This window comes from Streptomyces sp. NBC_01352, from assembly GCF_036237295.1.
Classification (GTDB): domain Bacteria; phylum Actinomycetota; class Actinomycetes; order Streptomycetales; family Streptomycetaceae; genus Streptomyces; species Streptomyces plumbiresistens.
Genome location: NZ_CP108354.1, coordinates 4,892,698 through 4,905,229 on the forward strand (window position 1 = coordinate 4,892,698; position 12,532 = coordinate 4,905,229).

Consider the following 12,532-nt stretch of genomic DNA (forward strand, 5'->3'; position numbering starts at 1 on the left):
TCCCTCAGGGCCGCTGACCTGCGCGGTCGACGACGGCCCGGCGGAGCACCGCGGTGTTGGCGATGACCGTGCCCTCCTTCACGTCCGAGAAGTCGTCCGTGGCCACGCTGCGCTCCCCGAGGAACTCATGGGTCTCCTTGTCGAAGATCCACTCGTCCCGGCTCGGGTTGTCCGGGTCCTTGCGGGCGATGGCGACACCATGGCGTCCGGCGGCGTCCACCGCGTTCTCGATCACGGTCACACCGGGAATCCGGGCGACCACCCGGAACAGCGCGGCGCTCTGCTCCGGAGGCACGATCGCCTGCCTCAACAGGTCGCCGGCCAGCACGAACATGGCCTGGTACCGCTCTTGGCCGCTGTACTTCGGGGCCGTCTCGTACAAGTAGTCGTACATCCCGTCGGTGTCGGTGGGCAGGGTCTTCACGTTGTTGTAGGAGGGAGAGATCTCCCAGCCCTCGCCGCCCGGCTTGACGTCGGTCGGCAGATCCCAGTCCTCCCGCCCCGCCTCCCGCCCCATCCCGGTGTGCAGACCGTCCACCGACATCCACAACTCCATCCGGTGCAGGGGCTGGACGGTGAACTTCCCGTCGTACGCCTCTCCGTACGACACCTTGCTGTCCACGTACGTGAACTGGTCGTCCCGGACCTTTCCGTACGACGGCTGCTCGTGCTCGGCGGCCAGCGCGATGTCCTCCAGCAGCGCGACGGTGGCCCTGCTGGGCGGCTGCGCGCTCGCCTCGGCGCCCTCGTTCGACGGCAGGACGACGAAGGTGACGGCGGCCGCGGTGGCCACGGCCGTCGCCACGAGCGCGGGCCGCAGCCAGGGCTTCCGCTTCCGGGCGGGCAGCGGCTCGGTGTGCCGGATCTCGGTCATCAGATGCTCCTTCAGGAGTCGGTGACGGCCCGGCGGAAGGTCGTGTTCGGGAAGCTGGTTCATCGGTTTCCCTCCCTGATGGGCCTGACCGCGGTGGTGCGGTCACCTCTCATCTGTCCGTGTCCGGAAGGCGGTTCCATATATTTCGCGAGTTTTGCCCGCGCCCGGGAGAGCCGTGAGCGTACGGTGCCGACGGGCACTCCGAGCGCCTCGGCGGCCGCCGCGTAGTCCAGCCCCGACCACACGCACAGCGCCAGCACCTCCCGCTCGGCCCGCCGCAGCTTCGCCAGCGCGGTCCGTACGACGGCCAGTTGCGCGGCGTCGTCGAGGCGTCCGGCGATCTCGTCGGCGAAGTCGCGCACCGTCTCGTCCCGGGGCAGGCGGGCGACGGCGGCGGTGTGTCTTCGGGCGGCCCGGCGGGTGTTGCGGGTGACGTTGGTGGCGATGCCGAGCAGCCAGGGCCGCAGGGAGCCGCCCTCCTCGTCGAGCTTGTCGCGCAGCCGCCAGGCGTCCAGGAAGGTCAGCGAGACGACGTCCTCGGCCACCGCCCACTCCCCCGTGAGCCGATAGGCGTGGTTGTAGACGGAGCGTGCGTACGCGTCGAAGAGATCGCCGAAGGCGTCGTGGTCCCCCGCGCGGATGCGTCTTCGCAGATTCGTATCCACACCCTCTACCTGTCCGTACGACAAAGGCCGGTTCCCGTGACCCAGGTCACAGGGAACCGGCCTTCACCGTAAGGGGGTTACGGGCGCACGCGCCCGCGCAGGTCACACGCCCGCGTAGGAGTGCTTGCCGCTCACGAAGATGTTGACGCCGTAGTAGTTGAACAGCCAGCAGCCGAACGCGATCAGCGCCAGGTAGGCGGCCTTGCGGCCCTTCCAGCCGGCGGTGGCGCGGGCGTGCAGGTAGCAGGCGTAGGCGACCCAGGTGATGAACGCCCAGGTCTCCTTGGGGTCCCAGCCCCAGTAGCGGCCCCAGGCGTCGCCCGCCCAGATCGCGCCCGCGATGATCGTGAACGTCCACAGCGGGAAGACGGCCGCGTTGACCCGGTAGGAGAACTTGTCGAGGGTCGACGAGGCGGGCAGCCGCTCCAGGAACGAGGTGGCGAACTGGCCGGGCCTGCCGCCGCTCTGCAGCTTGTTCTCGTACGAGTCCTTGAACAGGTAGAGGATCGTGCTGACGGCGCCGACGTAGAAGACCGCGCCGCACAGGATCGCGGTCGAGACGTGGATGTACAGCCAGTACGAGTGGAGGGCGGGAACCAACTGGTCGCTGGCGGTGTACAAGACGGTGACGGCGATGCCGAGATCGAGGAGGACCGTCGTGATCAGGAACAGTCCGAGCCAGCGCACGTTCTTCTTCAGAGCGAGCAGCGTGAGGTACACACCGACGGCCACGGTGGAGAAGGTGATGTTGAACTCGTACATGTTGCCCCAGGGCGCCCGCTCCACCGAGGCAGCCCGGGCGATGACCCCGCCCAGCTGGATGAGGAACGCGAGCACCGTGAGGGACACGGCGATACGCCCGTAGAGGTCGCCCTGCGCATCGCCACCATGGGCGCCGGGCCCGTCGGGCACGTCACGCGAACCGGCCGCCGCCCGCACGACGACCTTCGGCCGCTCCAGTACGGCGGTGGAGCCGCCCTCCTTCACCGTGACGGCCGGCGCCTTCGCCGCCCTCTCGGAGGTGAGCGCGGCGGCGGTGCGGGCGATCTTGCTGCGGCCGCCGAAGGTCCATTCGGCGATGTAGGCGAAGAAGGCCAGGGTGTAGACGGCCATCGCGGAGTAGATCAGCGTGTTGCTGAGGTTCGCGAGGTTCTCGTTGGTGGCGGCGGCCAGGTTCGTCACGGCGGTCAGATCGGTTGCGGCGGCGAGAGTCACTTCTCAGCCCCTTCGGCAGGTACGACTTGGGGGTCGGGGGTGGGGGTGTCGTCGGAGTCTTCTGGTTCGGGGGCGCCCGGTGCCTGGTCGTAGAGGATCCCGGCGAGGTCGCCGAGTTCCTCGGGCACCTTGGCGGACTCGCTGCGGCCGAGGCCGGCCATCTCGACGACGGTGACACCGTCGTCGCCCTTGACGGCCCGCACCCACACGCGGCGGCGCTGGATGAACAGGGAGCCGGCCAGACCGAAGATCGCGGCGACCGAACCGCCGAGCGCCCAGCCACTGCCCGGCTGCCGGGTGATCTGGAAGTTGGCCCACTCCTTGGTGCCCTCGTAGGTGACCGAGCCGGCGCCGTCCGGGAGCTGCATGGTCTCGCCGGGCTTCAGGTTCTCCCGCAGCTGCGTGCCCTTGGAGTTCTTGAACTCCTTCAGGTGGGTCTTGTCGAGCTGGTACACGCTCTGCGGGATGCCCGCGTCGACGCCGAGGTCGCCGTGGTAGGCCTCCAGGTTCAGCACCGGGTTGTTCAGGGCCGGGAACTGCGAGACCACCGCGGAATTGGCCCCGCCATAGGTCGGCAGGAAGAAGGCCTGGAAGCCGAGCTGTTCCTTCACGCCCTTGGCGTTGCGGTAGCCGTCCATGACCTTGATCGCACCGGAGGAGGTGACGTTGGAGTCGAGCGGGAGGAGAGGCACGGCCTGGCTGTAGACGACGTTGCCCTTGCCGTCGCGGACGGTGATGACGGGGGCGTAGCCGTGGGCGGTGAGGTAGACCTTGGAGTCGCCGATCGTCAGCGGCTCGTTGACCTTGACGGTGGTCTTCTCGTCCTTGCCGTAGGCGCCGACGCTGTAGTCGAGCGTCGCCTGATAGGTCCGCGGGGTGCCCTTGTTCGGGCCGCTCGGCTCGTAGGTGCCCGTGAAGTCGTCCAGGACGAAGCTGAACGGGTCCAGGCTGTCCTGGCTGAAGAGGTTGCCGGACTTGAAGTCGTCGTACTGCGTGATGGTGTTGGAGAAGCCGTCGCCCTCGACGATCAGCTTGTTGCCCTCCATCTTGAACAGCTGGCCCCAGGCGAAGGCGGTGAGCATCACGATCAGGGCGATGTGGAAGGCGAGGTTGCCCACCTCGCGCAGATAGCCCTTCTCGGCGGCGACGGCGTCACCGGCGAGGTGGGCGCGGAAGCGGCGCTTCTTCAGCAGGGCGAGCGCGGCCTCGCGGACCTGCTCCGGCTCGGCCTCGGTGCGCCAGGTGGTGTAGGCGGGCAGCCGGGTCATCCGCCTGGGAGCGCCCGGCGGCCGGCCGCGCAGCTGGCCCACGAACTGCCAGGTGCGCGGGACGATGCAGCCGATGAGGGAGATGAACAGCAGGATGTAGATCGCGGAGAACCACACCGAGCTGTAGACGTGGAAGAGCCCGAGCTTGTCGTAGACGTCGCCCAGGGTGGGGTGTGCGTTGCGGAAGTCGGCGACCTTCGTCTCGTCGGTCCCGGACTGCGGGATCAGCGAGCCGGGGATCGCGCCGAGCGACAGCAGCAGGAGCAGCAACAACGCGACCCGCATGGAGGTCAGCTGCCGCCAGAACCAGCGGGCCCAGCCGATGACGCCCAGGGAGGGCAGGTTGGGCAGCTCTTCCTTGGGGGCGGTGGACAGCTGGGATCCGGCGGCCCCGAGGTCCTGTTCGTCCGGGGTCGCGTCGGCGGGCGCGCCGGTGGTCGTCTTGCTCATCGATCAGATCCCCACAGTGAAGCCGTTGGACCAGTTCTGCATCTCGGAGACGATCTGGTCCCACGCGCCGGTCAGCAGCAGCAGACCGGTCACGATCATCATGGTGCCGCCCAGGCGCATCACCCAGACGTAGTGGCGCTTGACCCAGCCGAAGGCGCCGAGCGCCTTGCGGAAGGCGACCGCGGCGACCACGAACGGTACGCCGAGGCCCACGCAGTACGCGACCGTCAGTATGGCCCCGCGGCCGGCACTCGCCTGGCTGAAGGACAGCGCCTGCACGGAGGCGAGGGTGGGTCCGATGCAGGGCACCCAGCCGATGCCGAAGAGGGCGCCGAGGACGGGGGCGCCGACCAGTCCGGTGGCCGGCTTCTTGTGGAAGCGGAACTCGCGCTGGGTGAGCCAGGGCATCAGGCCCATGAAGAAGACACCCATGAGGATCATGAGCACGCCGAGCACCTTGGACAGGATGCCCTTCTGCTCCTGCAGCGTCTCCCCGAAGTACCCGAACAGGGCCCCGCCGGAGACGAACACGGCGGTGAAGCCGAGCACGAACAGCGAGGCCCCGACGACCATCCGCCCGCGCCGGGCGTCGGCCAGGTCGGTGCCGGTGACTCCGGTGACGTAGGAGAGGTAGCCGGGGACCAGGGGCAGGACGCACGGCGAGAAGAAGGAGACGAGTCCGCCGAGCAGGGCGACGGGCAGGGCGACCAGCAGGGCGCCGCTGAACACGGTCTCGTTGCGGCCCGTCGCCTCGGCGAGGGTCACCAGCGCGCTCACGTCACTTCTCCGCGAGGACGGGCTTGAGCATGCTGAGCAGATCCTCCTCGCCGAGGGCCTGCAGCGCCCGCGCGGCGACCTTGCCGTCCTTGTCGATGACGAGCGTGGAGGGGATCAACTGCGGGTTCAGGGTGCCCTTCTTGAAGCGGAGCATCAGCTTGCCCGTGGGGTCGTACAGGCTCGGGTAGGTGATGCCGTAGTCCTTCTCGAAGGCGACCGCGACTCCGGTGCTGGTGTCCCGGGTGTTGATGCCGACGAACTGGACGCCCTTGGCGGCGTACTCCTTGGAGATCTTGGAGAAGTACTTGGCCTCCGCGCGGCACGGCCCGCACCAGGAGCCCCAGACGTTGAGGACGACGACCTTGCCCTGGTAGTCGGCGACGTCGAGCTGCTTGCCGTCGATGGTGGCGCCGGAGAGGTCGGGGGCGGCGACCCGCTTGCCCTGCGCGACGGTGTCGATGCCGTTGTTGCCGGTGACGAAGTTGGTGTCACCGCCGCCGCCGGACGTACCGCCCGAACTGCACGCGGACAGGGTCACCGCGGCTGCCGAGGCAACGGCGGTGAGCAGGACGGCGCGACGGGTGCGACTACGGCTGGCGGCACTCATGTGAAAAGTTTCGCATGCCCGTTCTGGGGATCTTGCGCACCCCCCTTGCGGGCGGAAACCCGCATTTCAGGCAGCGTTTCCCGAGGTCGCCGAGGCGGTCGAGGGGCTGCCCTTCAGGAACTCGTTCCAGCCACCGGCCGGCTGCTGTCCGACATCGAGCGTACGCAGCTTGGCGAGCACCTCGGGCTTCTGGACGTCCATCCAGTCGACGAACTGCCGGAAGGAGACCAGGCGTACGTCCTCGCCCTTCTCCTTCTCCCGCGCGATGTGCTTGAAGGCCTCCTCGACGGCGTCCATGTAGATGCCGCCGTTCCACTGCTCGAAGTGGTTGCCGACGAAGAAGGGTGCGCGGTTTGTCTCGTATGCCCGCTGGAATCCCTGGATGTAGGCGCCGGCGGACTGTTCGCGCCAGGCCGGGTAGTTGTGGGCGGGCGCGTTGGTGGAGTTGACGGACTGGTTCGCCAAGTGGTTGTAATCCATGGAAAGCACCTCAAAACGGCGACCGGGGAAAGGTATCGCCTGCAGGGGCAGGTCCCACATCCCCTCCTTCCGCTGCGGCCAGACCTGGCGGCCGCCGGGCGAGGAGGCGTCGTAGCGCCAGCCGAGGTCGCGGGCGGTGGGCAGCAGGTTGTCCTGGCCGAGGAGGCAGGGCGTGCGGCCGCCGACGAGTTCCTTGTCGTAGTCGAAGGGCAGCGCGGGCAGGTCGGTCCATCCCGTGTTGGTCCGCCACTCCTTGACGAAGGACTTGGCCTGGTCGATCTCGCTGCGCCACTGCTGGGGCGTCCAGTTGCCGACGGTGCCGGTGCCGGCGCAGAAGTGGCCGTTGAAGTGGGTGCCTATCTCGTGGCCTTCGAGCCATGCCCGGCGGACGTTCGTCAGCGTCGCCCTGACGTGCTCGTCGGTGAGGTAGCCGATGTCGGAGGCGCCGCGCGGGTTGTTCGGCGGGTCGTAGAGGCGCTTCTTCGACTCGGGCAGCAGATACAGCCCCGAGAGGAAGAAGGTCATGCTCGCGCCGTGCTCCTTGGCGAGGTCCAGGAAGCGCGGGAAGAGGCCGTTGCCGACCTCACCGGCCCCGTCCCAGGAGAAGATCACGAACTGCGGCGGGGTCTGCCCCGGCTCCAACGGCTCGGGCTTCGCGGGCTGGTGGGGCTGACTGCCGGTGAAGGAGGTGGAGCCGTCGCCGAGGGGGCGGGCGGTGGGCTTGGGGCCGCTCGGGCGGCCGTCGCCGGAACCTCCGGCATGGCTCGACCCGTCCGACGGGGTGAGCGTGCCGCACCCCGCCAGTCCTACGGCGGCCGCGGCGCCCGCGCCGAGTCCGAGTGCTCCCCTTCGGGTGAGAGTGCGCATTGCGTCCCCGTTCGTCACGTTCTCTGGTGGTCACCCAGTCAGAGGCGGCGACGAACGGGGAGGTTCCTCCGATACTTACGGATTCCGTAACAGAGGCGCCGAGAATGCGCTTACGCCCCGAAGGCCTTGCCCTGCCCCTTCACCGGCTTGGCGCCGGCGAGGAGATGAGCGGGGACGAGATCGCGGGCCGGCTCGCTGTAGCCGACGGAGACGATCTTGTCGCCCCGGTACGTGAAGGTCGTCAGGGACGCGAGGGTGCACTGCCGCTTGCGCGGGTCGTGCCACAGCCGCCGCTTCTCGACGTACGACCGCACGATCCAGATCGGCAGCTGGTGACTGACGAGCACCGCCTCGTGCCCGCGCGCCCGGTCCTTCGCCGCGTTCAGCGCGCCCATCATGCGGATGACCTGCTCGACGTACGGCTCGCCCCACGACGGCTTGAACGGGTTGACCAGGTGCTTCCAGTTCTCCGGCCGCCGCAGCGCGCCGTCCCCGACCCCGAAGGTCTTGCCCTGGAAGATGTTCTCGGCCTCGATGAGCCGCTCGTCCGTCGCGATGTCCAGGCCGTGCGCCTTGGCGATCGGCATCGCCGTCTCCTGAGCCCGCTCCAGCGGGGAGGCGACGACATGTGTCACGTCGCGGGTGGCGAGGTGCTCGGCGACCCGGTCGGCCATCTGCCGGCCGAGCTCGGAGAGGTGGTAGCCCGCGAGACGGCCGTAGAGGACACCGTCCGGGTTGGCGACTTCACCGTGCCGCATCAGGTGGACGACGGTGATGTCGTCGTTGCCGTTGCCGTTGTCACTCATGCGTGCGTGGCCTCCGCAGCCGCTCGGGCCGCCGCCGGAAGGGCGTCGGCGATCCGCTGGACGGCCCGCTCGTCGTGGGCCGTGGACACGAACCAGGACTCGAAGGACGACGGCGGCAGGTAGACGCCGTTCGCCAGCAGGGAGTGGAAGAAGGCGGTGAAGCGGAACGACTCCTGCGCCTTCGCGTCCTCGTAGTTGCGGACCGGGCGGTCCGTGAAGAAGACGGAGAACATGTTGGAGGCGTTCTGCACGGTGTGCGCGACGCCTTCCTTGGCGAGGGCCCCGGAGACCAGCGCCTGGATCTGCGCCGACACGTCGTTGACCTTGGCGTAGGCCGCGTCGTCGAGGAGCCGCAGCTGGGCGAGACCGGCGGCGGTGGCGACCGGGTTACCGGAGAGGGTGCCGGCCTGGTAGACGGGCCCGGCGGGCGCGAGGTGCCCCATGACATCGGCGCGGCCACCGAAGGCGGCGGCCGGGAACCCGCCCCCCATCACCTTGCCGAAGGTCATCAGGTCGGGCCGGACGCCGTCGATGCCGTACCAGCCGGCCTTGCTGGTCCGGAAGCCGGTCATGACCTCGTCGGAGACGTACAGCGCGCCGTTCTTCGCGCACGCGTCCTTCAGCCCCTGGTTGAAGCCGGGCAGCGGCGGTACGACGCCCATGTTGCCCGGAGAGGCCTCGGTGATCACACAGGCGATCTCGCCGGGGTGGGCCTGGAAGGCGGCGTGCACGGCGTCGAGGTCGTTGTAGGGCAGGACGATGGTGTCGGCGGCCTGGGCGCCGGTGACACCGGGGGTGTCGGGCAGCGCGAAGGTGGCGACGCCGGATCCGGCGGAGGCGAGGAGCGAGTCGACGTGACCGTGGTAACACCCGGCGAACTTGACCACCTTGGTGCGCCGGGTGAACCCGCGGGCGAGCCGGATGGCCGACATGGTGGCCTCGGTCCCGCTGGACACCAGCCGCACCTGCTCCAGCGGCTCGATCCGGGCGACCATCTCCTCGGCGAGCGTGACCTCGCCCTCACCGGGCGTACCGAAGGAGGTGCCGCGGGAGACGGCGTCCTGTACGGCGGCGATGACCTCGGGGCGGGAGTGCCCGAGGATCATGGGCCCCCAGGAGCAGACCAGGTCGACGTACTCGCGCCCGTCGGCGTCGGTGAGGTACGGACCCTTGCCGGACACCATGAACCGGGGCGTTCCGCCCACGGCACGGAAGGCGCGCACCGGGGAGTTCACGCCGCCGGGCGTGACGGCGGCCGCACGGTCGAACAGGGCCTGCGAGACAGGCGCATCGTATGAATAGGGCAATTCGCTCATGTCCTGCGACTTCTCCGACCTTCTCCGACTGCTCGGACTCCGGTTTTGCCAGTGACCTCCTCAGGGTAGGCCAGGGGGCACCGAGGACAGCGGGGGCGCTGTGGACGGGGCTGCCGAGACGGCTACTGACCCGGCGACCAGTCCCGGGCCCCCGTCATCTGCGAGACTGGCACCTGATACACACAGCTCACAGGGACGATGTTGTGGTGCGCCCTGTTCAGGGGCTGCAAAGATCCTGCGGACAGGTGTTTCAGCGCACGTTTCGGCGGGCGGCCGTGGGGGAGGTCACTGACACGATGATCGGGTTGCGCGGCGGGGCCCGCGCGTCCTAGAAAAGCAGTCGGGTGGAGATATGCATCGCGGTGGCGGACTGGGCGAGGGGACTGACGACCTGGGTCCTCGACGTGCCCGGCGGGGGAAGCACCGACGCGACGCGGAGGAATCGAACGAAGCACGCCAGGGACACGTTGTACCTGGTGAGGAGTCGGAGTGGTCCGACCGACGGATCGACCGGCTGAGGGCGGGGAGCAGGAATGGTGGTCGGGTGGGGGTGACGTACAAGTACTTCGGCGCGCCCGACGGCGCGACCGCAGCCCGTGTCCCGATCTCGATGCGTCCCGAGGAACTCGGCGGCGACGAGCTCGGGATGAACGGCATGTTCACGAAGATCAAGCCGGAGACCATGGCGGCGATGGTCCTCACCGGCATCGAGGGCGTCCCCCTGCACAAGGTGCCGCCCCTGGAACTCGTCGTCCTGCACCCCGACTACGCGGTGGTCAAGCTCCCCATGACGGTCGTCGACCCGCTCCGCGGAATCGGCGAGGAGGCGGTGGGCGCGGCGGCGTTCATCTGGTCGACGGTGCCGGACCGGGGCGGGCCCCGGGACGCGTTCAACGTGTACCAACTGCTGCACGAGTGGCAGGATTTCAGCCACCGGTTGCATGAGGCGGGGCATCAGCCGTACTGCCTTGTGTGGCCGTGAGCTGAGGTTTTCCGGTAGTCGGGCGGGGTTTGCGGACCCCGCCCTTTTGAATGCCGAAATCGTCGGAACCCGCCCGTAGCGTCTCTTTCGGAGCAATCTCTCGTTGGGCCACATGGCCATCGAGCGATGCCGCGAACGGAGAGCCCCTTGCGAATCACCGACATCCAGCGTTGCGAGCTTCGGTCCGGACGTCTCGTGGAATGGACGCTGCACCCGACGACCGTCGAGGCCGCGATGAGGTTGCCGGACGATTCCCGCCCTCCCGCGTACGTACAGGAGTCCCATGTTCGAACGACGCGATCGGTACGGCAGGACGGCCTGTTCGTACCGACCTGGCTCGGGGCGGCCTTCGACATTCCGGGACGGATCGATCTCGACGTACTCCAAGGCGCGTTGCGCGCCTGGACACTCCGGCACGAGACGCTGCGCAGCGGATTCCGCTGGACCGACGACGAGATGCGACGCTTCACGCTGGACGCCGACGCGGTCGTGCTGCACCGCGAGGACATCGGCACCTTCTCCGACACGGCGGTGCTGACCCGCTATCTGCAGGACCGTTTCGACGTCGCGGCGGACGCGCTCACCTGGCCGAACTTCATTTTCACCGCGGTCGTCAGGGACGACGGCACGAGTGTCTACATGGCGTTCGACCACAGCAACGTCGACTCGTACTCGCTGCAGCGCGTCCCTGGCGAGATCCACGACCTCTACGCGGCCGGGCTCCAGGGGCGCACCGCCGACACGGCACCGGTCGCCAGCTACGTCGACTTCTGCGCGTCCGAGCGCACGCGTGCCGACGGGATCGACGACTCGCACGCGACGGTCGCCCGCTGGCGGGAGTTCATCTCCCGATGCGACGGCAAACTGCCGAACTTCCCCGTCGACCTCGGTCTCGACCCCGAAGGACCGCTGCCCGCCCAGAAGCTCATGCGCGAGATGCTGGTGGAGGACGCGGAAGCAGCGGCCTTCGAGGCGTACTGCCGTCCGTACGGCGGAAGTCTGGTCGGCATCCTCGCCGCCACCGCCCTCGTCGTCCGCGAGATCGGCGGCCAGGAGGTGTACCGCACCGTCGTGCCGTTTCACACCAGGGCGAAGTCCCAGTGGTCGGACTCGGTGGGCTGGTACGTGGGCGGCGCGCCGATCGAGGTTCCGGTCGCGCGGGCGGCGGATTTCGACAGCGCGCTGGCGATGGTCCGCACCGCGCTGCGGGAGAACCGGTCACTGGCCCGGATGCCCATCGCCCGCGTGCTCGGCCTGCTGGGCTCCGACTTCCGGCCCACGTCTCCCGACCTGTACTCGATCGTCTCGTACGTCGACACGCGCGGCACTCCGGGGTCGGAGCGGTGGCAGGACCTGAAGGCCTCCGGACTGCTGCGGGTCTCGTACGGCGACCAGGTGTGCGTGTGGCTGAACCGGCTCCACGAGGGCTTGCAGTTCGCCAGCCGCTATCCCGACAACGACGTCGCGTACAAGAACATGCGGCTGTACGTCGAGGGGCTGCGGGACCTCGTGGTTTCGGTGGCCCGGGACTCGGCCGCGCGCGTCTAGGACGGGGCCGTGGGTGGAGCGGGCCCCGAAAGGCACCTGCCATGAAGGCGATGCTCCCCCCGCGCGGGTACCCGTACGGTCGTGATCACTGAGGTGGAGTGGGCGACGTTCGTCCCGTCGGCGCTGCTGCTGGCGGCCACGCCCGGGGCGAATCAGTTACTGGCGCTGCGCAACGGGCTGCGGCACGGACTGGCGCCCGCCGTCAGCGCGTCCCTCGGACGCTTCGCGGCGTTCGCGCTGATGGTGATCGCGGTCGCGGCGGGGCTCGGAGCGGTACTCACGGAGTCCGCGGTGGCGTTCAACGTCATCAAGTGGTACGGCGTGGCCTACCTGGGGTGGCTGGGAGCGCGAACGCTGCTGGCGGCCGTACGCGGGAAGGCGTCGCGGGCCGCAGCCGGCGGCGAGCCTGCCGACGAGGGCCTGAACGGCGGCGGGTCGCCTCGAACCCCAAGGCGCTGATTCTGTTCACCGTGTTCCTGCCGCTGTTCCTGCCGCTGTTCCTGCCGCGCGACGCCGACCGCGTCGCCGTACCGCTGCTGGCCCTCGGCGCCGCGTACATCGGCGTCGAGTTCTGCTGCGCCTGCGGTTACGCGGCTCTGGGCAGCCGTCTGCAACGCATGGGCTCGCCCGGCGCGCCCGCCGGTGGCTGGACGCGCTGACCGGTGCGGCCATGCTGG

Annotated in this window: 13 protein-coding genes; 4 read left to right on the plus strand and 9 right to left on the minus strand. The window is 69.0% G+C overall.

The window, feature by feature from the left end; genetic code table 11:
• Positions 1 to 4: 4 nt before the first annotated feature.
• From OG252_RS22630 to hemL, 9 genes are all read right to left on the minus strand, one after another.
• Positions 5 to 937, minus strand: a complete 933-nt coding sequence (locus tag OG252_RS22630; protein WP_329338252.1) for a CU044_5270 family protein — start codon at positions 935 to 937, stop codon at positions 5 to 7.
• Positions 934 to 1,539 carry an RNA polymerase sigma factor gene (locus OG252_RS22635; RefSeq protein ID WP_329338254.1) on the minus strand — a complete coding sequence of 202 codons (606 nt, stop codon included), beginning with the start codon at positions 1,537 to 1,539 and terminating at the stop codon, positions 934 to 936. Before OG252_RS22635 ends, OG252_RS22630 begins: the two co-directional genes overlap by 4 nt.
• A gap of 102 nt (positions 1,540 to 1,641) precedes the next feature.
• Positions 1,642 to 2,754: a c-type cytochrome biogenesis protein CcsB gene (ccsB, locus tag OG252_RS22640; RefSeq protein WP_329338256.1), complete on the minus strand. Its 1,113-nt coding sequence runs from the start codon at positions 2,752 to 2,754 to the stop codon at positions 1,642 to 1,644.
• Positions 2,751 to 4,472: a cytochrome c biogenesis protein ResB gene (gene resB / locus OG252_RS22645; protein ID WP_266435482.1), complete on the minus strand. Its 1,722-nt coding sequence runs from the start codon at positions 4,470 to 4,472 to the stop codon at positions 2,751 to 2,753. The genes ccsB and resB overlap by 4 nt, the downstream gene beginning before the upstream one ends.
• 3 nt (positions 4,473 to 4,475) lie before the next feature.
• A complete protein-coding gene (locus OG252_RS22650) occupies positions 4,476 to 5,249 on the minus strand; it encodes a cytochrome c biogenesis CcdA family protein (RefSeq protein WP_266435485.1) in 774 nt (257 codons plus the stop codon).
• A gap of 1 nt (position 5,250) precedes the next feature.
• The gene (locus OG252_RS22655) at positions 5,251 to 5,856 is read right to left on the minus strand and encodes a TlpA family protein disulfide reductase (protein ID WP_266435488.1); all 606 of its coding nucleotides are present in this window, start codon (positions 5,854 to 5,856) and stop codon (positions 5,251 to 5,253) included.
• A 66-nt stretch (positions 5,857 to 5,922) separates the two neighbouring features.
• Entirely contained in the window at positions 5,923 to 7,203 is a 1,281-nt protein-coding gene (locus OG252_RS22660) for a hypothetical protein (RefSeq protein ID WP_266435490.1), read from the minus strand.
• A 110-nt stretch (positions 7,204 to 7,313) separates the two neighbouring features.
• The gene (locus OG252_RS22665) at positions 7,314 to 8,009 is read right to left on the minus strand and encodes a histidine phosphatase family protein (protein WP_266435493.1); all 696 of its coding nucleotides are present in this window, start codon (positions 8,007 to 8,009) and stop codon (positions 7,314 to 7,316) included.
• Positions 8,006 to 9,325 carry a glutamate-1-semialdehyde 2,1-aminomutase gene (gene hemL / locus OG252_RS22670; RefSeq protein WP_266435496.1) on the minus strand — a complete coding sequence of 440 codons (1,320 nt, stop codon included), beginning with the start codon at positions 9,323 to 9,325 and terminating at the stop codon, positions 8,006 to 8,008. The genes OG252_RS22665 and hemL overlap by 4 nt, the downstream gene beginning before the upstream one ends.
• A gap of 544 nt (positions 9,326 to 9,869) precedes the next feature.
• On the opposite strand from hemL, the gene OG252_RS22675 reads away from it, so the two are divergent.
• The 4 genes from OG252_RS22675 to OG252_RS22690 all read left to right on the plus strand — a co-directional run bounded on the left by OG252_RS22675 (position 9,870) and on the right by OG252_RS22690 (position 12,514).
• Positions 9,870 to 10,307 carry a hypothetical protein gene (locus OG252_RS22675; RefSeq protein WP_003974483.1) on the plus strand — a complete coding sequence of 146 codons (438 nt, stop codon included), beginning with the start codon at positions 9,870 to 9,872 and terminating at the stop codon, positions 10,305 to 10,307.
• Between the two features lie 147 nt (positions 10,308 to 10,454).
• On the plus strand, positions 10,455 to 11,855 hold the full coding sequence (locus OG252_RS22680; protein ID WP_266435509.1) for a condensation domain-containing protein: 1,401 nt from the start codon (positions 10,455 to 10,457) through the stop codon (positions 11,853 to 11,855).
• Positions 11,856 to 11,936: 81 nt separating this feature from the next.
• Positions 11,937 to 12,314, plus strand: a complete 378-nt coding sequence (locus OG252_RS22685; RefSeq protein WP_329338262.1) for a LysE family translocator — start codon at positions 11,937 to 11,939, stop codon at positions 12,312 to 12,314.
• Positions 12,315 to 12,325: 11 nt separating this feature from the next.
• The gene (locus tag OG252_RS22690) at positions 12,326 to 12,514 is read left to right on the plus strand and encodes a hypothetical protein (RefSeq protein ID WP_329338264.1); all 189 of its coding nucleotides are present in this window, start codon (positions 12,326 to 12,328) and stop codon (positions 12,512 to 12,514) included.
• The last annotated feature ends 18 nt before the right edge of the window (positions 12,515 to 12,532 follow it).

Coding starts and splice junctions, on each gene's coding strand:
- OG252_RS22665 (WP_266435493.1), bottom strand. CDS start 8,009: ATGAGTGACAACGGCAACGGCAACGACGACATCACCGTCGTCCACCTG.
- hemL (WP_266435496.1), bottom strand. CDS start 9,325: ATGAGCGAATTGCCCTATTCATACGATGCGCCTGTCTCGCAGGCCCTG.
- OG252_RS22655 (WP_266435488.1), bottom strand. CDS start 5,856: ATGAGTGCCGCCAGCCGTAGTCGCACCCGTCGCGCCGTCCTGCTCACC.
- OG252_RS22630 (WP_329338252.1), bottom strand. CDS start 937: ATGAACCAGCTTCCCGAACACGACCTTCCGCCGGGCCGTCACCGACTC.
- resB (WP_266435482.1), bottom strand. CDS start 4,472: ATGAGCAAGACGACCACCGGCGCGCCCGCCGACGCGACCCCGGACGAA.
- OG252_RS22660 (WP_266435490.1), bottom strand. CDS start 7,203: ATGCGCACTCTCACCCGAAGGGGAGCACTCGGACTCGGCGCGGGCGCC.